The following is a 19777-nucleotide window of genomic DNA, read 5'->3' as shown; positions in this document are numbered from 1 at the left end:
TGCCCCACTTCTTCTCCAGCACGACGTTGCGGCCCTTGGGGCCGAGAGTCACCTTCACGGCGTCAGCGAGCTGGTTCATACCGCGCTCGAGACCGCGCCGGGCGTCCTCGTCGAAGGCGATCATTTTCGAGGTCATCACTGCTCCTGCTCTCGATGGTGGTGATGGGCGCTGCCGGGACGGCGCCCGCGACGGACGGCACGGCGGCGGGTGGCCGACCCGCCGCCGGACCTCGCCGGCCCGGCCCACGCCCTGCGGTTGGCACTCTCCAGGCGCGAGTGCCAGGCGTCTCGACGCACTCTACCCACAACTTGCGTGACACGCACATACTGCGTGCCACGCAATGCCGGATAGAATCGACCCGTGAATGACGACGCCATGGACCTCAGGGAACGCAACAAGCAGGCCACCAGGGAGGCGATCGGCCACGCCGCGCTGCGCCTGGCCATCGAAAACGGCCCGCACGGGCTGGCCCTCGTCCGCGTCCATGACATCGCCACGGCCGCGGGAGTCTCGCCCAGGACCTACAACAACTACTTCTCCAGCAGGGCGGAGGCGATCTGCGCCTTCCAGGCCGACCAGTCCAGGCGCGTGGGACAGGCGCTGCGCTCCCGCCCCGCCGACGAGCCGCTCGACCAGGCCGTCATCGCCGCCGTGATCCAGCTCTACACCGACCCCGAGCCGGACAGGGCCGGCCTGCGCATGATCATGCTGACGCCCGAGCTGGAGGGCGAGGCCCTCAAGGCGTTCACCATGGCGGAGGGTCCGCTCGCCGAGGCGATCGCGGCACGCACCGGCACCGACCCGGCGCGCGACCTGTTCCCCGCCGTCACGGCCGCCGCGGTCGCCGGCGCCATCCGGGTGGCGGGACGGCACTGGCTCGAAGCCGGCTCCGACGCGTCCTTCGCCGCCATCCTGCGCGGCGCCCTGTCCTGCGTCGTTCCCGCCACGCCGCCCGAAGCCGCGCGGGATCGGTGACCGGCACGGTCGCCCGCGCAGTGGCGGGAAAGTGGACCGGCCTTCCATACGCCGAGGGCGCGGCGGGGGGCTGGTCGCCCCGGCCGCCGCGCCCTGGCGCGCACGTGCGCGCCGCCTAAAGGTCGAGGGCGAGGTCCGACTCGCCACGGCAGAACCGGGCGAACTCCTCGGTCATCGCGTCCGCCCGCTCGTCCACCTCGGGACCGGCGCCCGTGAGCGGGGTCCCGTGATTGCCGAAGTAGAGCGGCACGTCCACGAGATGGCAGGCACCGAGCGTGATCCCGCCGCGGCGCATGGGCGAGTGGTGGTCGCAGACCAGCAGGCGCGCGGGCCCACGGTGCGCCTCGACGACCTCCTGCGCGGGCTCCTCGAACACGTCGCGCCTGCCGGGGTCTCCCCCGCCGATGGCGGCGAACAGCCGCATCTCCTCCGACGTCGTCGTCACCAGGAGCGGCACCGGAGCGGCCGCGCCCGAGCGGATCGCGTCCATCGGATGGACGGCGAGCAGGTCGCCATCGACCACCGGCGCGACCGGCAGCAGCCCGCCCACCGGCGGCGTCGCCCGCGCCGCCGCCCCCTCGGCCTCCAGCAGATCCGCGACCGGGACGGTGAACGGGTCGGCGCCCCCGAGCGCCTCGCGCGCGGCCGCGGTCCAGGCCGCGGCCTCGTCCCGGGTGGCGAAGCCGTACGGCACGGGGCTCATGGCCACGGCGCGCGAGAAGAGACCGGGCGCCAGGGTCATCAGGGCGAGCACGCTGGTCGCGCCCGCCGAATGGCCGCCGAGGGTGACCCGCTCCGGGTCGCCGCCGAAGGCCGCGATGTTGTCGCGCACCCATTCGAGCGCGGCGAGCTGGTCCCGCAGCGCGATGTCGGCCGGCACGCCGTCGCCGTACCAGAACCCGGCGAAGCCGAACCGGTAGTTCACCGTCACGACGACGAGCCCGTGGTCGCGGGCGAGCACGGCCCCGTCGTACATCTGCTGCGCGCCGGAGCCGAACACGAACGCGCCGCCGTGCAGGAACACCAGCACCGGACGCCGCCCCTCGCACGAGGACGTCCAGACGTTCAGGAACAGGCAGTCCTCGCGGCCGCTCGACGGGTCGATCTCCAACCCCGGCACCCAGCCCATCCGCCCCGGCCGCTGCGGGGCGGGCGGGCCGGGCGCGACGGCGTCGGCCACGCCCTCCCACGGCAGGGCCGGCGAGGGCGCGGCGAACCGGCGCGCCGGCGCGGCGAATCGCACACCCTTGAACGCCGAGACTCCGCCGAGGTCCACGCCGCGCAGCGTTCCGAGGGACGTGTGCGCGAGCGTCATCCCAGCCCCAGGAACCTCTTGGCGTTGCCGCCGAGGATCGCGGCCCGGGCGGCCTCGTCCAGCTCGGGGCAGTCGCGGACGACCGCGCCCGGCTCCTGCTCGCCCAGCGGGAAGGGGAAGTCGGTGCCGAGCATGACCCGCTCGACGCCCATGACCTCGACGAGCAGGCGCAGCGCCCGCGGGTCGAACACCGCCGAGTCGACGTAGAACCGGTCGGTGTACGCCGAGGGCGGCTTGGGCGAGTCCTTCCGCACGATGTCGCGGTTGCGCCAGGCGTTGTCGGCGCGGCCGAGGAGGAAGGCGAAGCTGCCGCCGCCGTGGCAGAAGCAGAGCCGCAGCGAGGAGGGCAGCCGTTCGAACGCGCCGGACAGCATCAGCGACAGGATGCTGAGCTGGGTCTCGGCCGCCATGCCGACCAGCCAGGGCAGCATGTAGCCCGCCATGCGGTCGGTGCCGAGCATGTCCCACGGGTGGACGAGCACCGGCATGTCCACCGCGGCGCAGCGCGTGAGGAACGCGACGATGTCCTGGTCGTGGAGGTTGCGCGGGCCCACATGGTTGCCGATGTGGACGCCCCGGTGCCCGGCCGCCTTGGCCTTGTCGACCATCGCGCACGCGGTCTCCAGGTCCTGCAGCGGCACCTGGCACAGGGGCAGCAGGCGGGAGGGGTCCTCGGCGCAGTAGGCGAGGATCCGGTCGTTGACCATCTCACACCAGTCGGCGGCGCGCGCCGGCTCCGCCGCGTACCCGAACAGCAGCGGAGTGGACGAAACCGCCTGCACGTCGACGCCGGTGCGGTCCATCGCCGCGAGGCGGGCCCCCGCGTCCCACAGCTCGGGGGTGACGGGCCGGTAGTCGTCCTCGCCGCTCATCATCATGCCGTCGCGCAGCCACGGCTCCCCCGCCCCGGCGAGGATCCGGCTCTCCTCGCGGGAGATGCGCGGGAAGACGTGCGCGTGGACGTCGATGACCTGGCCGGACCGGGTCATCGGATCACCGGCCGCATGTCCTCGGGCCAGTCCTTGCCGGGGTGGGTCGCCCCGCAGTGCGGGCAGGTGCGGTCGCCGTCGTAGAACGCCTGGAAGACCGGCGGCAGGTCCTCGACGATCGACTGGAGCTGGATCTCGGCGCGGTGGACCCGGTGGTGACACTCCGTGCAGTACCACTCGAAGGCGTCCAGCTCGCCCTGCGGGCGGGCGTACTCGACGACGAGGCCGATCGAGCCGGGCACCGGACGCTGCGGCGAGTGCCGCACGTGCGGCGGCAGCAGGAAGACGTCGCCCTCCTTGATCTGCACGTCCACCGGAGGCTTGCCCTCCTCCTCCATGACGCGCAGCACCATGTCGCCCTTGAGCTGGTAGAAGAACTCCTCGATCGGGTCGTCGTGGAAGTCCGTGCGCTGGTTGGGGCCGCCGACGATGGTGACCATCAGGTCGGCGTCCTTCCAGATCTGCACGTTGCCGACGGGCGGGCGCAGCATGTCCTGGTGCTCGTCGATCCACTTCTGGAGGTTGAAGGGAGGGATCACTGTGCGCTCCTCTGGGGGATGTGGGCGGTGCAGGAGATCTCGATGAGCAGGTGCGGGTGCGGGAGCTGGTGGACCGCGACCGTGGTGCGCGCGGGCCCGCTCTCGTCGAAGTACTCGCCGTAGACCTCGTTGTAGCCGCCGAAGTCGTTCATGTTGACGAGGTAGCTGGTCACGTTGACCACGTCGGACAGGTCTCCGCCCACGGCCCCGAGCAGGTCGCGGATGTTCTCGATGACCGCCCTGGTCTGCTCGCGGATGTCCAGGTCGGTGGTGCCCATGGCGTCCGCGCGGGCCCCGGCGAACGAGCCGTCGGGACGGCGCGAGCTGGTGCCGGACACGAAAACGAAGTCACCCGCCCGCCTGACGTGCGGGAATCTCCCCCGAGGGGTGGCCTTGCCCTGGACGAGCAGCGCGTCGCTCATCGCGTCGTCACCTCCACGTGACCGAGACCGGCGGCGCTGACGCGGACGTGCGCGCCGGAGGGAAGCGGGACGGCCGCGGTCGCGGCCCCCGCGAGGACGACCCAGCCGGGCTGCAGCTCGATCCCTGCGGCGCAGGCCAGGCGCGCGGCCGCGTTCAGCGACCGCAGCGGGTCGCCGAGGATGGCCGCCGACGAGCCGCTCGCCACGGCGCGGCCGTCGATCTCCAGCAGCATGCCCACGTTGCCGACATCCTTGGGCCTGTGCCACGGGCCCAGCCCGAAGCCGCTGGCCGAGGCGTTGTCGGCGACGACGTCCGCGAGGGTGAAGCTGAAGCCCTCGTAACGGGAGTCGAGCACCTCGTAGCCGACGGCGATCCCGCCGATGGCCGCGACCGCGTCCGCGGGGGTGCGCACCGGCCGGTCCAGCAGGAACGCGATCTCCGGCTCGATGCGCGGGTGGATCAGTCCGGCGGTGTCCAGGTGCGACTCGATCAGCATGGCGTCGGTGAGCAGGCCCCAGATGACGTCGTCCACGCCCATCTGGACCATCTTGGCGCGGCTGGTGAAGCCCATCTTGACGCCGATGAGCGCCTCGCCCCTGGCCCGCCGCCGCTCGATCACCGCCCGCTGCACCTCGTACGCCTCGGCGACGTCGAGCGGCGCGGTGTCGGTGAGCCGGGGGACGGCCCGGCGGTTCAGCACCGCCTCGTCCAGGGTCTCCGCGAACGCGGTCAGACGCGGGTTCACACTTCCTCCTCAGCGGACTTCTCGGCGGCGAACGCGGCCCGCACGTCGCCGAGGCCGTCGATGCGCGCCTCCAGCACGTCGCCGGGGGCCACAGGGACGACCGGCCCGAGCGCCCCGGTCAGCACGGTGTCGCCCGCCTGGAGCGGGCGGCCGAGCCGGACCAGCGTGTCGGCCAGCCACACCGCCGCGTGCAGCGGGTGGCCGAGGCAGGCCGCGCCGATGCCGCTGGACACCTGGTCGCCGCGCCGCTCGATCACCATCCCGGCCATCCGCAGGTCCACGTCCCGCAGCGACACCGGGCGGTTGCCCAGGACGTACATGCCGGAGGAGGCGTTGTCGGCGACGGTGTCGGCCAGGGTGATGTCCCAGTCGCGGACGCGGCTGCCCACGATCTCGATCGCGGGCAGCGCGAAGGCGGCCGCCCGGATGACGTCGGCGACCGTGTGCCGCTCGTGGGTCAGGTCGCGGTCGAGCACGAGCGCGACCTCCGCCTCGGCGCGCGGCTGCAGGACGGCGCCGACGGGGATCTCCTCGCCGTCCGGCACCGCCATGTCGGCGAAAAGCATGCCGAAGTCCGGCGAGTCCACCCCGAGCTGCCGCTGGACCGCCTTGCTGGTCAGCCCGATCTTGCGGCCGGCGAGGCGCCGCCCCTGCGACAGCCACCGTTCGGTGACCAGGTTCTGCACGGCGTAGGCGTCGTCCACGCCGTCGATCAGGTCGCGTACCGGCTCGCACGGGCGGCCGGACGCGTACGCCTCCAGCAGCCGTGCGGCGGCGGCCTGGTGTCTCTCTGTCACGGATGTCCTCAAATCTTGACGCACACGTTGACGGGCTCGGAGAAGAAGTCGAGCGAGTACTCGCCGCCCTCACGCCCGATGCCGGACGCCTTCACCCCTCCGAAGGGGGTGCGCAGGTCCCGCAGGTTCCAGCAGTTGACCCACACGATCCCGGCCTCGACGCGCGGCGCCACGCGGTGGGCGCGCGACAGGTCGGTGGTCCACACCGTGGCGGCCAGGCCGTACGGGCTGTCGTTGGCCAGCCCGATCGCCTCGTCCTCGTCGTCGAACGGCGCGACGTGGCAGACGGGACCGAAGATCTCCTCGCGCACGGTCCTGGCGCTCTGCGGCAGCCCGGTCAGCACGGTCGGCTCGACGTAGAACCCGCCGTCGCGGGCGTCGCCGAAGGTCGGAACGCCGCCGCCGGCCAGGACCGTGGCGCCCTCCTCCACCGCCAGGCGGTAGTAGGAGAGCACCTTGTCGCGGTGCTCGGCCGAGATCATCGGGCCGTAGTCGGTGAGCGCCCGGGCGCGCTCGGCCAGGGCGCGGACGAACTCATCGAAGACGGGCCGCTGCACGTAGACGCGCTCGGTGCACAGGCAGATCTGGCCCGAGTGGGTGAAGCTCGACCGCACGGTCCCCTCGACCGCCTCGGCGAGGTCGGCGTCCGCGAAGACCAGCGCCGGGTTCTTGCCGCCGAGCTCGAAGGAGACCGGCGTGACGTGCTCGGCCGCGTTGCGCATGATCGCCGCGCCGGTGGCCGACGCGCCGGTGAAGGCGATCGCGTCCACGCCCGGGTGGGAGGTCAGGTACTCCCCCGCCGCGCCGGCGCCGTGGCCGTGGACGAGGTTGAAGGCGCCGTCCGGCAGCCCCGCCTCGCCGATCACCTCGGCGAGCAGGGTGGCGGTGGACGGGGTCTCCTCCGACGGCTTGGCGACGACCGCGTTGCCGGCGGCGAGCGCGGGCGCGACCTTCCAGGTCAGCAGGAGCAGCGGCAGGTTCCACGGCGAGATGATCGCGACGACGCCGAGCGGGCGGCGGACGGTGTAGTTCAGCGCCTGGCCGCTGCCGCTCCAGCCCGGGACCGTGGTGGGGTAGGCCCGCTCGGGGCGTCCGTAGGACAGGTCGGCGTAGGCGCGGAAGTTGCCGATCGCGCGCGGGATGTCGACCGTTGCGGCCAGGTCGCGTGGCTTGCCGGTGTCGGCGACCTCGGCGGCGACGAACTCGTCGAAGCGGGCCTCGATGCCGTCGGCGATCCGGCGCAGGAACGCGCACCGTTCCTCGACGCTCGTCCGTCCCCACGGTCCGTCGAGCGCCGCCCTGGCGGCGCGGACCGCCGCGTCGACGACGTCGCGCGAGGCTTCGGGGACGACTCCTACCTGGCTTCCGTCGACGGGGGAAAGCAGCGGAAAGGTCGCTTCCGTCGTCGAGAAGACACCGTTGACGTAGTGCGCGGGCTTCATGGCCGCAATTGTGCTGCTCAACGGCATAACAGTCTAATACCGCTCTAAGTCACAGATATATCGATCTCGTCATATATCAGGATCCGCATGGCTCACGCCCAGATCGGTATTCGTCGCGGCATACCACCTGGATGCATCCTCATCCCTACTCCCCGACCGAAAAGGCACAGGTGTTATATGGACACAGACCGCCACAAGGCCGCGCGCCGCGTCTCATGGGCGGCCTTCATCGGCACGACCATCGAGTGGTACGACTTCTTCCTGTACGGCACGGCGGCCGCACTGGTCTTCAACAAGCAGTTCTTCCCAGCCATGGACCCGGTCGCCGGGTCGATCGCCTCGTTCGGCACCATGACCGTGGGCTTCCTCGCCCGCCCCCTCGGCGGCATCATCTTCGGCCACTTCGGCGACCGCATCGGACGGCGGAACACTCTGGTCGTGTCACTGCTGATCATGGGCATCGGCACCACGCTGATCGGCCTGCTCCCGACGTACTCCACCCTCGGTGTGGGGGCGGCGGTGCTCCTCGTCGTGATGCGCGTCGCCCAGGGCATCGGGCTCGGCGGCGAGCTGGGCGGCGCCGTGGTGCTGACCATGGAGCACGCCCCACAGGGCCGAAGAGGGCTCTTCGGCGCGTTCCCCATGATGGGCACGCCCGCCGGGATGCTGGCCGCCAACGTCGTCTTCCTCGGCACGTCGTCGCTGCTCAGCGAGGAGAGCTTCCTGTCGTGGGGCTGGCGGGTGCCGTTCCTGCTCAGCGTCGTGCTGGTGCTCGTCGGGCTGTACCTGCGGCTGCGCATCGAGGAGAGCCCCGCCTACGAGAACCTCGTCGAGCGCCGCAAGCCCGCCAGGCTGCCGATCGCGGTCGTGCTGCGCGACCACTGGCGCCAGGTGATCCACACCATCGGCGTGATCATCGGCAACAGCGCGGTGTCCTACATCTTCATGGTCTACATCCTCAACTACGGCGAGACCGAGGCGCACCTGTCCCGCACCTTCCTGCTGGTCTGCGTGATCGGCGGCGCCGCCGTGTGGCTGGCCACCGCGCCCATCTGGGCGCACATCGGCGACCGGCGCGGGCTGCGCGCGATCTTCACCGGGGGCTCCGTGGTCCTGCTGGTGGGCGCCGTGGCGATCCTCCCGATCATCAACACCGGCAACACCGTCCTCATCGCGGTGTTCATGGTGGCGATGGGCGCCGTGCTGTCGATGACCCACGCCCCGCAGGGCACGCTGACCGCGAGCTTCTTCCCCGTGGCCATCCGCTACTCAGGCACCTCGATCGCGTACCAGCTCGCCTCGCTGCTCGGCGGCGGCATCACCCCGCTCGTCGCCGCGTCGCTGTTCGCGGCCTCCGGCAGTTCACTGTCCATCACCGGCTACCTGACCGCGATCACCGCGATCAGCCTCGTCGCCGCGCTCGTGATCCCGCGCAACGACGCCGAGCGCCTGGGCGACGTCCCTGCCGGACAGCCCGCCCCGGCTGCCGATATAGCAAAATAGGCCCGACTTTTCGGACTTATATGATGTGCCGGTGATATCCCGACCGCTGGACCTGCTGAGCGGCCGGCTCAAGCTCCGGCACCTGGTGCTCGTGACGACCATCGCCGAGCACGGCAGCGTCCTGCGCGCAGCCGAGCATCTCCACCTGGCGCAGCCCGCCGTGACACGCGGGCTGCGGGAGGTGGAGCGGATCCTCGGAGTGGAGCTGTTCCAGCGCGGCCCGCGCGGCGTCACGCCCACCCTCTTCGGCGAGGCGTTCATCGACCATGCCCGTGCCGTACAGGCCGAGTTGCGCCGGGCGGGCGACCGGATCGCGGGACTCGCCGACGGCGAGACCGGCACCGTCACCGTCGGCACCCTCCTGGCCGCGACCAACGTGCTGCTGCCCCGCTCGATCGCCGCGCTGAAGGCCGAACGGCCCGGCATCACGGTGATCGTCCGGGAGGGCACGTTCGACTCGCTCGTCCCGCGGCTGATCGACGGCGGCACCGACCTGATCCTCGGGCGGCTCAACCCCATCGAGGGCCGGCCGGGCCTGCACCAGATCCCCCTCTACAACGAGCCGACCCTGCTCGTCGCCCGGGCCGGGCACCCCGCCGAGCACGCGCGTACGCTGCCCGAGCTGCTGGGCTTTCCCTGGATCCTCCCGCTGGAGCAGACCGCCCTGAAGCACGAGCTGGAGCAGGTCTTCCAGCGCGAGGGGCTGCCGATGCCGGAGAACCGGGTCGAGTGCACCTCGATCCTGACCATCCGCTCGCTGCTCCTGGCCACCGACATGATCGCCGCGCTGCCGGCGCTGCTCGTCCGTACCGACGACCGGCTCGCGGAGCTGCCGGTGCCGCTCGCGTCCGTACGGCGTTCGGTCGGCGTGACGCTGCCGGAGGCCCGGCCCCTCACGCCCGCCGCCAAGGCCATGCTCGACCACCTGCGCCGCCAGGCGGAGGCGCTCCAACGGGAGCTGCCCGCCGCCGAGGACGAGGCGGCCGGATAGCGGCGATCCGACAGGCGGGGGCCGGTCCGGCGACCGGCCCCCGACGTCGGCAGTACTACTTGGCGTCCGGCTTGACGATGATCGGGAGCTGGGCGTCGAAGAGGTTGGCGAAGGTCATCGAGGGCATGATGTGGCCCTTCTTCTGCTCGCCCTGCGCCAGGCCGACGGCCCACGACGAGCTGGTCAGCCGCTGGTTCGGCGTGCCGTGGTGGCCGTCGCTGCTGAAGGAGCAGTCGCCCACCTCGAAGAAGGACTGCACCGCGGGAAGCAGGCGCTTGGCGTTGAGGGTTCCGCCGCGCTTGTGGGTGAGGAAGTACCCGGCGAAGGCGTCCGCCATGAGCTCGGTGCGGCGGGTGGCCTCGGGGCCGGTGAGCGGGCTGTCGAAGAGGTTGTCCTCGTACTGGACGTGGTGCCCGAACTCGTGGCTCAGGATGGACTTGGCGGCCACTTCGTCGTCCAGGCCGATCCCGGCCATGCCCTTCATGATGCCGTCACCCATGATGATCTTGTCGGGGATGCCCTGCACGATCGGGTCCGGGTCTCCCTCGGCGGTGAAGGCGAAGGCGTTGAACGTGAAGATCGGGTTGTCGGCGTTGAGCACCGGGTCGGCGGCCAGAACCTCGATCAGCAGGTCGGCCAGGTCCTTGCCCTCACCGGCGGGCAGGCCCCACAGCACCTCGAGGACGCGGGCGGTGCGGTCGGCGTCCTTGAGCACGTCGCCGTGCATCGCGACGCCGCGGATGTCGTCGGACTTGATGTCCCAGAACTTCTTCAGATCGCGCAGCTCGTGCGTGACGGTGGTGGTGTATTCACCGTTCTCACCGTAGGTCTGCGGGGTGTCGCCCGAGTTGAAGAGCAGCGCGTCGTACGCGGGGATGTCCAGACCGCCGAGTATCACGACGATCCAGATCGTGCCGAAGTCCGCGCCCTCGAGCCGCTCGTCGAGCCACCCGCTCAGCCTGGTGTCCGCGCACTGGTAGTCGTTCGGATTGATGGCGCTGAGCGCCACCTCGTTCCAGGCAGAGCCGGTGACGCCCAGCCCGGCCTTGAATCGGGCGGCCCGCTCCTGCCAGTCGGCCGGCAGAGCCTTGATGGTCTCGAGGTAGCGCGCCTTGGTGGCGTCGTCGACGTGCAGAGAGTTGATCGCGCTCTCGAGCGCGGAGGTGGGGGATGTCGCCTGCGCCGAGGCCGGGGCGCCGATCGTGAGGGCGGCGGCGACGGCGGCGGCGGCCAGCAGGGCCAAGGGCTTACGCAAAAGGGCTCCTTCGACGTGAAAGCACTTGGCGAAAGTCTCCAGAGTCCTGACATCGATTGTGAACGATCCTGACGTGTCAAGATCCGGCATGTCCGGAATATGACAAAGAAGCGGGACGGCAATCCTCAGGGAGCGCCCTCGGCTGCGTCCGCGATCTCGTCGGGGCTCCTTGGGGCTCCTCGGCCCTCCTCGGGAAAGTGAGCGACACGGTGAAGCCCTTACAGGCACTCGGCCTCTCGCCGGCGGCCGAAGCGATCTACTTCTCCTTGGCCGTGGCCGGCCAGAGCCCCGTGGAGGCCCTGCCCGCGCTGCGTGAAGACCGCGATCAGGCGCTGGCCGAGCTGGAGACGCTGGGGCTGGTCACCGTGGCGGACGGTCACGTGTCCCCGCTGCCCCCGCTCAGCGCCCTGGAGTCCTACGCCGAGCGGCGTGCGCGTGAGGCGCTGCTGGCCAGGGAGAGCGCCGCCGTGCTGGCCAGGATCTGGCAGGACCATCAGCGGTCGGCGAGCTACCTCGAGAGCGTCGCCACCTCGGACGGCACGGCGGCGATGGAGCGCAGGCTGCTCGACCAGGCGGAGCGCGAGGTGCGGGCGCTGGTCCTCGGACCGGTCGAACGTCCTGAGGAGACCCCGCGGGTGCCGGCGGGCACCCTCGAGGCGCTGGCCCGCGGTGTCGCCATCCGGGCGGTCTACGGAGCCGAGATCCTGCGCCGCCCCGCCGCGCTCGCCGCCCTGCGCACCTGCGTGGAGGCCGGCGAGCAGGCCCGTGTGTTCCCCGACATATCCCTCCACATGCTCATCGGCGACGACCGCGAGGCCCTGCTGATCTTCCGGGGAGACGGCGAGACGCGCCACACCATCGCGGTCCAGCCGTCGGGCCTCCTGACGGGACTCGCCGGGGTGTTCGAGTCGTTCTGGAGAATGGCGGTGCCGCTCGCCGCCACCGTGGAGGCGGACGACCTCGACGCCGGGAGCACCGCCGAGGAACGCCGGCTGCTCAGCTATCTCAGCGCCGGGCTCACCGACGAGTCCATCGCCCGCGAACTCGGGGTCAGCGAGCGCACCGTCGCCCGCAGGATCGCCCGGCTGCAGGACGCCCTCGGCGCCCAGACGCGCTTCCAACTCGGCGTACAGGCCGCCCGGCAGGGCTGGATCTAGGTCGTGTCCGTCCGGGGCGCCGGGCTGGATAGCATCGGCGGATGCGTCCCTTCCGCGACGAGTTGTGGCGGGCGATGGACGGGATCTACCACGAGATCCTGGCCCACCCCTTCCTCACCGGGCTGACCGATGGCTCCCTCCCCAAGGAGGTCTTCCGGCATTTCGTCCTGCAGGAGGCGCACTTCCTGCCCGACTACGCGCGGGCGCTGGCCGCGTGCGCCGTCAAGGCGCCCGATCCCGCCGCCGTCCAGCGGTTCGCCGCCGACGCCGCCCGCACCGTCGAGGTCGAGCACAGTCTGCACGTGGAGCTGCTCAACGCATACGGCATCGGGGAGGCGGAGGCGCGCCGCCACCCGGCGCCGCCGACCGCGCTCGGCTACGGGTCGTACCTGCTGCGCGCCTGCCACCTCGGCACCTTCGCCGAGGCGCTCGGCGCGATCGTGCCGTGCTACTGGATCTACGCCCGCGTCGGCGAGACCCTGCTCGGCCGCTCCTCCCCCGACCCGCTGTACGCCTGGTGGATCGAGACGTACGGCGGCGCGGAGTACCAGGAGACCGTCGCCGGCGTGCTCGACCTGCTCGACGAGGTCGCGGCGGGCCTGACCGACGACGAGCGCGGGCGGCTCCTCGCCAACGCCACGACCACCGCCCGCTACGAGTGGATGTTCTGGGACGCCGCCTGGCGGCGGGAGGAGTGGCCCGTCTGAGCTGCCGATACTCTCGATAGAGCATTCGACGGGTGAAATCGGACAGCTACGGGATCGGGAGAAATGCGGCTGCGGGACCTGTGCCAGGTCGACCATCTGGGGTTCAAGGTCCTGACCGGCCACGACCTGCTCGACCGCCGCGTACGCGGCGTGTCCACCACCGACCTGCCCGATCCGACCAGGTTCGTCAAGCCCGGAGAGCTGGTCCTCACCGAGCTGACCTGGCACGACGGCCCCGACTCCGCGCAGCGCTTCGTCTCCGCGCTCGTCGGGGTCGGTGTGACCGCGCTCTGCTCGGGCACCGCGCTGAAGGTGCCGCCCTCCGACCTCATCGACGCCTGCGCCGAGGCCGGCCTGCCGCTCCTCTGCCTGTCGGTGGAGGTGCCGTTCAGCGCGGTCACCGAGTACGTCCTGCGCCGCCTGATCGACGAGCTGGGCGCCGCGCCGCGCGGCCTCCAGGGCTCCCGGCGCAGGCTGGCGAGCGTGCTCGTGGACGGCGGCAGCCTGACCAAGCTGGTCACCGCCGTCGCCGGAGAGCTGGACGTGCCCTGCTGGGTGATGTCGGCCACCGGCCGGGTCATCGTGGGGTCGCAGCCGCTCGCCGCCGACGACCGCGCCCGGCTCGCCCACGCGTTCCTGTCGGCGCGGTTCCTGCCCGGCATGTCCACGCGGGAGGACGGCACGGTGCTGTCGGTCTTCCCGGTCAGCAAGGGCGCGCCGCACCGCATCGCCAACTGGTTCCTCGCGTACGCCGGGGAGCAGGCGGGCGCGGGCGGCGAACACGAGGACCTGATCGTGGAGCTGGCCGCGCTGGTGGCGCTGGAACGCTCCCGGCTGGAGGCCGCGCAGCGGATCGAGCGGCGCGTGTTCGACCAGCTCCTCGACCTGCTCGCCTCGGGCGAGGCCAACCTGCCCGGGGTCGTCTCTCGGCTGCACACGCTGCACGTCGAGACCGAGCACGGGCTGCTGGCGGCGACGCTGCGGATCGAGGGCGTGGCACGGGCGGACGAGGTCGGCGCCGCCGTGCTCGACGAGCTGCTGCGCCCGCTCGCGCCGGGCGTGGCCACCGCGCGCGAGGACGGCGAGGCGGTCGCGCTCGTGCCGCTCGCGGGCAACACCGCCGAGGAGATCGCCGAGCACGTGCTGCGCGGCGCGCGGACCCTGGAGGCCGGTCTCGGCGAGGCCCGGATCGCGCTCGGGCTGAGCAGCGTGACGACCGGCCCGGCCGGGCTGAGCAGCCTCATCGAGGAGGCGCGGCACGCGCGCACCCTGGCGGCGCTGGGGCGCGACCGGGTGAGCGCGATGACCGCCGAGGACGTCGGCTCACACCGATCGCTGATCGCGGCCATCCCCGGCGACCTGCGCCGGTCGTTCCGCGCCCGCCTGCTCGGCCGGCTGGAGGAGTACGACGCCGCCAACCAGACCGACCTGATCGAGACGTTGGAGACGTTTCTGGAGGAGTCGGGTTCGTGGGCGGCCACGGCCGACCGGCTGCACGTCCACGTCAACACGCTGCGCTACCGGCTGAAGCGGATCGAGGAGCTGACCGGCCGCTCCCTCAACACGCTGGAGGAGCGGGTGGACTTCCTGCTCGCCCTCAGAATGCGCTGACCCACCGGACCCGCGGCCGATACGCCGACGCCCGTCCGGCCAGGCAAGCACCGGGCCGGACGGGCGTGCGCGCGGGGGCTCAGGACGCGGCGTAGGCGTCCAGCTCGGCCAGGTAGGCGTCCTTCACCTGGCGCGGCAGCCAGGTGATCTCGAAGGCGTTGCGCTGGAGCCGCACCAGCTCCTCACGGGACAGGTCGAGCGCCTCCTGCACCGCGGCCACGTTCTCCTGCACATAACCGGTGAAGTACGCCGGGTCGTCGGAGTTGATCGTGACGCGCAGGTCCAGGTCGAGCATCCGGCGGATGGCGTCCGTCTTCATCGAGTCGGTGACGTACCCGTTGGAGATCGGGCACACGGTCAGGCCGAGCCCGCGCTCCTTGATGGCCTCGACCAGCTTCGGGTCCTCCAGGGAGTTGACGCCGTGGTCGATCCGGTTGACGCCGATCTCCTCGACGCACTGGCGGATGTGCTCGGTGGAGTTCTCCTGGTCCACGTCGCAGTGCATGGTCAGCAGGTAGCCCTCCTGCCGGGCCCGGGCGAACACCGGGGCGAACTTGGCCGGCGGGTTGCCCTTCTCGTCGGAGTCCAGGCCGACGCCCACGATCCACTCCCGGTACGGCAGCGACTCCAGCAGCGTCGCCATGGCGTACTCGGCCTGGAAGTCGCGCAGGAAGCACATGATGAGCTGGGCGCGGACGCCGAGCTGGTTCTCGGCGTCGATCAGCGCCCGGCGCAGGCCGCGGATCACCACGTCGAACGGCACGCCGCGCGAGGTGTGCGCCTGCGGGTCGAAGAAGATCTCCGCGTACCGCACGTTCTGCGCGGCGGCCCTGCGCAGGTACGCCATGGCGAGGTCGTAGAAGTCCGGCTCGGTGAGCAGGACGTTCATGCCCTCGTAGTACACCGACAGGAACGACGGCAGGTCGTCGAAGTCGTAGGCGGCCCGCATGTCCTCGACCGTGTCGTACGGCAGGGCCAGGCCGTTCCGGTTCGCCAGCTCGAACTTCAGCTCGGGTTCGAGCGTGCCCTCGATGTGCAGGTGCAGCTCGCACTTGGGCAGTCCGGCGATGAAGTCCTTCATGGACTCGGGCATGTCAGGCCTCCGAGATGATCGGGTCGATGACGTCCAGGGCCACGCAGTCGACCAGGCCGAGGTCGGTGATCGCGTAGTCCGGGATCGCGGTGATCGAGAGGAAGAACAGGTACATCAGCGGCGCGGGCAGCGCGCAGCCCAGCTCCCGGGCGAGGTCGTCGATCCGGGTCTCGGCGGCGGCCATCTCGGCCGCGGGCAGGTCGGAGACGATGCCGCCGACCGGCAGCGGCAGCAGCGCCGTCACCTCGCCGTTCACCACGACCGCCTGGCCGCCGCCCGCCGCGACGACCGCGTTGACCGCGACCGCCATGTCGGCGCGCGAGGCGCCCACGCAGATGATGTTGTTGTCGTCAGGGGCGGCGCTGGTGGCGATCGCGCCCTTGCGCAGGCCCATGCCGCTCACCATGGCGACCGGCATGTTGCCGGTCTTGCCGTACCGCTCGACCACGGTGACCAGCAGCGCGTCGTCGGCCACCGAGGGCTCGACCAGGCCGCCGGTGACGGGCAGCGTCACGTCGCGGCGCTTGCGCACGAAGACCTGCTCCGGCGTCATGTTCATGGTCAGCACGGTCACCTGCGAGGCGCCCTCGGGCGCGCGCAGCGCGAGGTCGTCGGCGACGATCTCGCGGACGGGCAGCGGCAGCACCGCGCCGCGCTCCGGCGGAGCCGTCGGGGTGATCATGGCGCCGCCGCGCGCCACCAGGACGCCGCCGGCCACGACCTCGCGGACGCGGAAGTCCTCCAGCGAGTCCACGATCAGCACGTCGGCGAAGCGGCCGGGGGCGATGCTGCCGACCAGGTGGTCGATCCGGTACATCTCGGCGCAGTTGATCGTGGCCATCTGGATCGCGGTCACCGGGTCGACGCCCGCCTTGACGGCCATCCGGACCAGCTTGTCCATGTGCCCGCCGGCCAGCACGTCGGCCGCGTGGACGTCGTCGGTGCAGAACGCCACGCGCCGCGCGCCGACCTTGGCCACGACCTGGATGTTCTCGTCCAGGAAGTGCGCCACCGAGGACTCGCGGACGATGCCGTACATGCCGAGGCGCAGCTTCTCCAGCATCTCCTCGTGGGAGTACGACTCGTGGTCGAGGCGCACCCCGGCCGCGGCCAAGCCGCCGATACGGCGGGCGTCGGAGAGCGGCGCGCAGCCGAAGACGGGCAGCCGGTGCCGCTCGGCCAGGTCGAGGGCGTCCATGACCGCGGGGTCGCCGTGCTCCACCATCTCCTGGACGGTCTCCCACACGCCGACGCACTCCGGCCAGGTGTGCGCCTCCGCGTGCTGCTCCGGCCCGAAGGTGTGGCCGACCGTCGACTCCGGCACGGTGTACGGCGCCTTGGCGGGGGCGCCCCACCAGATGCGCATGCCGGTGTTCTTGGATTCGTCCAGGAAACGCCGCACGCCGGGCAGGCCCTCGACGACGAGGATCTGGTCCAGGCCGGACACCACGCTGGTCGTGCCGAGCGGGACGACCAGGTCGGCGAAGCTGGTGACCGAGAGCTTGCTGCACTCGATGTGCAGGTGGCCGTCGATCAGTCCGGGCACGAGGTAGCCGCCGCGCGCGTCGATGATCTCGGTGTCGGGACCGCGCAGCGCCTCGGGCAGGTCCCCCACCGCCGCGATCCGCGAGCCGCTGATCGCGACGTCGGCGGGGTAGGTCTCGCCGGTCAGCACGTTGACCAGCGTGCCGCCGGTGATGATGCGGTCGGCGGGGCGTCGCCCGTAGGCGACGTCGAGCAGGAGGCGGTCGGCCATCGGATGTCGTGCCTTTCGTTGTCGTGGTCGCGCGGGAGCGAGCCGGGGCGCGGTCAGCGCGGCTCCGGCCGCTCCCCGCGACCGGTTCAGGCCAGGTCTGGCGGGTCTAACCGGGTCTGTCCGGGTGCGGGGTTCCGTCAGGCGGCGTCGGGCGCGACCTGCATGGCGGGCCGCCGCTCCAGTGCGAGATAGGTGATACCCGCCACGATCGCCCCGGCGAAGATGCTGAAGTCCGCGCCGCCCATCGCCTCCGAGATCGGGCCGACGAACGCGGTGGAGTTGATGCACAGCGCCGCCGCGATCATGCCGGCGACCTGCGCGGCCATGCCGGACTAGCGGATGCCGCCACGCCCCCAGTAGGGGCTCGCCGGGCTCTCGTCGAACAGCGCCGCGCCGTCGTAGGAGCCCCTGCGGCGCAGCCAGTCGGAGAGGTAGACCCCGGCCCACGGCGCCAGCCAGATGATCAGCAGGCCGAGGAAGGTGTTCAGCATGGTGTTGAACGAGTCGGACACCACGGCGACATAGGTGATGACGACGCAGATCACCAGGTCGGCCACGACCGCGACCCAGCGCTTGACGTTGATCCCGGCCGCCTGCAGGTTCAGGCCCGAGGAGTACAGGTCGGTGGTGTTCACCGCGAACAGCGTCACCATGGCGAGCAGCAGGTAGGGCACGGTGAACCAGCCGGGCAGTGCGCCGGGCAGGCCCGAGATCGGGTCCCCCGCGTCCTTGACCACGGTGGCCACCGCCGCGCCCAGCGTCATCAGCAGCACGTACGGCACGAAGCCGCCGAGCGCGGCGTAGCCGAAGACCGCCTTGCGGCTCGTGTTCTGCGGGAGGTAGCGGGAGTAGTCGCTGCCCAGCGGGGCCCAGGAGAGCCCGCCACAGGACATGACCAGCGCGACGGCGGCGGTGAACGTGGCGAAGTCGGCGCCACCGCTCGCGGTGATCTCCACCTTCGGCCCGATCAGCACGGCCATGATCGCGAACATGGCGACGAACACCCAGGTGAAGTACTTCTGGGCCTTCATGACGGCGGCGTGCCCCACGAGCGGGAGCACGAGCTGGATCAGCGCGGCGATCAGGATCACGGCCACCTTGAGCCCGATGCCCTGGTCGTGGACGCCCGCCTTGTCCAGCAGCGCGAGCGCGGCGAAGGTGATCAGCACCATGCCGCCCGCCTCGAAGCCGACCATGTTCAGCCACCCGAAGAAGCCCAGCGCACGGGCGCCCTTGGGGCCGTACGCGGCGCGGGAGACGGCCATCGTGGACGTGCCGACGGCGGGGCCCTGGAGGCTGGTCAGGCCGACCAGCGGGAAGGCCAGCAGGTTGCCGATGACGATCGCCGCCACCGCCTGCGGGAAGCTGAGGCCGAGCGACACGACGACCGTGCCGTAGACCAGGGTGAAGATTCCGAGCGTCGTTCCCGACCACAGGAAGAGCAGGTCGCGGGGCCTGCCGTACCTCTCCTGCGGCGAAACCAGCTCGATGCCGCGTTGCTCGACGGCCACCGGCCCCCCTCTTTACCTTTGGAAAGCGTCATGTTTGGCGTTTCCAGGAAACCAGCGAGCGCCGGACCTGGCCATTGGCGAACGCCACGAGCCATGGCTTTCCTTCCTGTAGCCGTCTCCAAGCCCTACGGCGGCCGCCGTACGGGGCCGGGACGCGGGCCGTGCGCCGGCGGGGAGGGACGAGAGGCGGCGGAGCGGGACTTTGGTTTCGGCCGCCTCAGGCAGAGAGGGGACAGGCACGGGCGATCAGATCTGCGGTGCGGGCCCCTGTCCCGGACACGGCGCGCCGACGCCGATCCGCACCTCCTGGACGGCGCCGCCGTCCACCCGGACCCGGACCGGTAGGCATCCCACCTCGCGGACGAGGTAGCCCCCGGGAAAAACGATCCACTCCTTGTCTTCCTGACACCGGTCCGCCACCACGTGCGCCCCCGGCGAGCCGGGCTTGCCCCATACCAACCAGGCCCGGCCGGTGAGGCTCTCCGGCACGGACAACTCGACATGACGTCCGCGCCGTACGAGCAGGCCCTGCTTGGCGAACGATCCCTGGCTTCCGTCCGGCATCTTCGCCTCGGCCGCCTGCAGGGCCGCCTTCCTGACATCGGTCGTCGGCAGAGCCACCGCATCGCCGACGACCTGGAAATCGGCGGGAGGAGCGGCTTCCCCACCGATCCCCTCGTCGCATCGTACGGACGCGTAATCGGCGGCAGGAGACGCCGGGGGGACGGCGGGAGAAGCCGGGGAGGCCGCCTCTCGTCGCGTGGGCGGATCGCCGGTGCCGCACGCGGCGGTCAATCCCACCAGAACGACGCCGACGGCGAGGAAACTGCGCATGCGTCCATCTTGCGCCGCCGAGCCCCGGATCCGCCCGTACTCCGCGTTCTTCCCCAATCCGGCGATGCTTCGACGGGACGCGTTTCACCCGGATTCGAGTCGTCAGTTGAGCGCCTGGCGGCGGCACACCTAT

At 71.5% G+C, this 19777-nt stretch carries 19 protein-coding genes; 6 read left to right on the top strand and 13 right to left on the bottom strand.

The window, feature by feature from the left end:
• Positions 1-361 precede the first annotated feature (361 nt).
• A complete protein-coding gene (locus AWQ68_RS15390) occupies positions 362-976 on the top strand; it encodes a TetR/AcrR family transcriptional regulator (RefSeq protein ID WP_066940864.1) in 615 nt (204 codons plus the stop codon).
• Between the two features lie 115 nt (positions 977-1091).
• Here AWQ68_RS15390 and AWQ68_RS15385 read toward each other — a convergent pair whose 3' ends face one another.
• From AWQ68_RS15385 to AWQ68_RS15355, 7 genes are read right to left on the bottom strand one after another with little or no spacing between them, the layout of a single operon-like run.
• Positions 1092-2291, bottom strand: a complete 1200-nt coding sequence (locus tag AWQ68_RS15385; RefSeq protein ID WP_066940862.1) for a carboxylesterase family protein — start codon at positions 2289-2291, stop codon at positions 1092-1094.
• On the bottom strand, positions 2288-3280 hold the full coding sequence (locus AWQ68_RS15380; protein ID WP_066940861.1) for an amidohydrolase family protein: 993 nt from the start codon (positions 3278-3280) through the stop codon (positions 2288-2290). Before AWQ68_RS15380 ends, AWQ68_RS15385 begins: the two co-directional genes overlap by 4 nt.
• The gene (locus tag AWQ68_RS15375) at positions 3277-3819 is read right to left on the bottom strand and encodes a 3-hydroxyanthranilate 3,4-dioxygenase (protein WP_084464013.1); all 543 of its coding nucleotides are present in this window, start codon (positions 3817-3819) and stop codon (positions 3277-3279) included. Before AWQ68_RS15375 ends, AWQ68_RS15380 begins: the two co-directional genes overlap by 4 nt.
• Positions 3816-4241 carry a RidA family protein gene (locus AWQ68_RS15370; protein WP_066940859.1) on the bottom strand — a complete coding sequence of 142 codons (426 nt, stop codon included), beginning with the start codon at positions 4239-4241 and terminating at the stop codon, positions 3816-3818. The genes AWQ68_RS15375 and AWQ68_RS15370 overlap by 4 nt, the downstream gene beginning before the upstream one ends.
• Positions 4238-4987, bottom strand: a complete 750-nt coding sequence (locus AWQ68_RS15365) for a 2-keto-4-pentenoate hydratase (RefSeq protein ID WP_066940857.1) — start codon at positions 4985-4987, stop codon at positions 4238-4240. Before AWQ68_RS15365 ends, AWQ68_RS15370 begins: the two co-directional genes overlap by 4 nt.
• Entirely contained in the window at positions 4984-5784 is an 801-nt protein-coding gene (locus AWQ68_RS15360; protein WP_066940855.1) for a 2-keto-4-pentenoate hydratase, read from the bottom strand. Before AWQ68_RS15360 ends, AWQ68_RS15365 begins: the two co-directional genes overlap by 4 nt.
• Before the next feature lie 8 nt (positions 5785-5792).
• Entirely contained in the window at positions 5793-7226 is a 1434-nt protein-coding gene (locus AWQ68_RS15355; RefSeq protein ID WP_066940854.1) for a 2-hydroxymuconic semialdehyde dehydrogenase, read from the bottom strand.
• Between the two features lie 177 nt (positions 7227-7403).
• On the opposite strand from AWQ68_RS15355, the gene AWQ68_RS15350 reads away from it, so the two are divergent.
• On the top strand, positions 7404-8729 hold the full coding sequence (locus AWQ68_RS15350) for an MFS transporter (protein WP_066940853.1): 1326 nt from the start codon (positions 7404-7406) through the stop codon (positions 8727-8729).
• A gap of 31 nt (positions 8730-8760) precedes the next feature.
• Positions 8761-9720: a LysR substrate-binding domain-containing protein gene (locus tag AWQ68_RS15345; protein WP_245655928.1), complete on the top strand. Its 960-nt coding sequence runs from the start codon at positions 8761-8763 to the stop codon at positions 9718-9720.
• Positions 9721-9775: 55 nt separating this feature from the next.
• Here the strand turns inward: AWQ68_RS15345 and AWQ68_RS15340 are convergent, their stop codons facing one another.
• Entirely contained in the window at positions 9776-10975 is a 1200-nt protein-coding gene (locus AWQ68_RS15340) for a neutral zinc metallopeptidase (RefSeq protein WP_157545329.1), read from the bottom strand.
• 209 nt (positions 10976-11184) lie between these two features.
• On the opposite strand from AWQ68_RS15340, the gene AWQ68_RS15335 reads away from it, so the two are divergent.
• The 3 genes from AWQ68_RS15335 (at position 11185) to AWQ68_RS15325 (ending at position 14450) form a co-directional block, all read left to right on the top strand.
• Positions 11185-12132: a helix-turn-helix transcriptional regulator gene (locus AWQ68_RS15335; protein WP_157545327.1), complete on the top strand. Its 948-nt coding sequence runs from the start codon at positions 11185-11187 to the stop codon at positions 12130-12132.
• Between the two features lie 41 nt (positions 12133-12173).
• A complete protein-coding gene (gene tenA / locus AWQ68_RS15330; RefSeq protein WP_066940847.1) occupies positions 12174-12839 on the top strand; it encodes a thiaminase II in 666 nt (221 codons plus the stop codon).
• 63 nt (positions 12840-12902) lie between these two features.
• Entirely contained in the window at positions 12903-14450 is a 1548-nt protein-coding gene (locus AWQ68_RS15325; protein WP_066940846.1) for a PucR family transcriptional regulator, read from the top strand.
• Positions 14451-14529: 79 nt separating this feature from the next.
• Here AWQ68_RS15325 and AWQ68_RS15320 read toward each other — a convergent pair whose 3' ends face one another.
• The 5 genes from AWQ68_RS15320 to AWQ68_RS15305 form a co-directional block, all read right to left on the bottom strand.
• A complete protein-coding gene (locus AWQ68_RS15320; RefSeq protein WP_066940927.1) occupies positions 14530-15531 on the bottom strand; it encodes an adenosine deaminase in 1002 nt (333 codons plus the stop codon).
• A gap of 13 nt (positions 15532-15544) precedes the next feature.
• Positions 15545-17299 carry an adenine deaminase C-terminal domain-containing protein gene (locus AWQ68_RS15315; RefSeq protein ID WP_066940844.1) on the bottom strand — a complete coding sequence of 585 codons (1755 nt, stop codon included), beginning with the start codon at positions 17297-17299 and terminating at the stop codon, positions 15545-15547.
• Positions 17300-17436: 137 nt separating this feature from the next.
• Positions 17437-17625 (bottom strand): hypothetical protein, encoded by a 189-nt coding sequence (locus tag AWQ68_RS44235; RefSeq protein ID WP_218006880.1) that lies wholly within the window; start codon positions 17623-17625, stop codon positions 17437-17439.
• 6 nt (positions 17626-17631) lie between these two features.
• A complete protein-coding gene (locus AWQ68_RS15310; protein WP_218006879.1) occupies positions 17632-18810 on the bottom strand; it encodes a purine-cytosine permease family protein in 1179 nt (392 codons plus the stop codon).
• A 246-nt stretch (positions 18811-19056) separates the two neighbouring features.
• Positions 19057-19644, bottom strand: a complete 588-nt coding sequence (locus tag AWQ68_RS15305; protein WP_066940842.1) for a hypothetical protein — start codon at positions 19642-19644, stop codon at positions 19057-19059.
• Between the last annotated feature and the right edge of the window lie 133 nt (positions 19645-19777).

The organism is Microtetraspora fusca (genome assembly GCF_001570365.1).
Lineage (GTDB): Bacteria > Actinomycetota > Actinomycetes > Streptosporangiales > Streptosporangiaceae > Microtetraspora > Microtetraspora fusca.
This window is presented reverse-complemented; position numbering and strand designations above follow the sequence as displayed.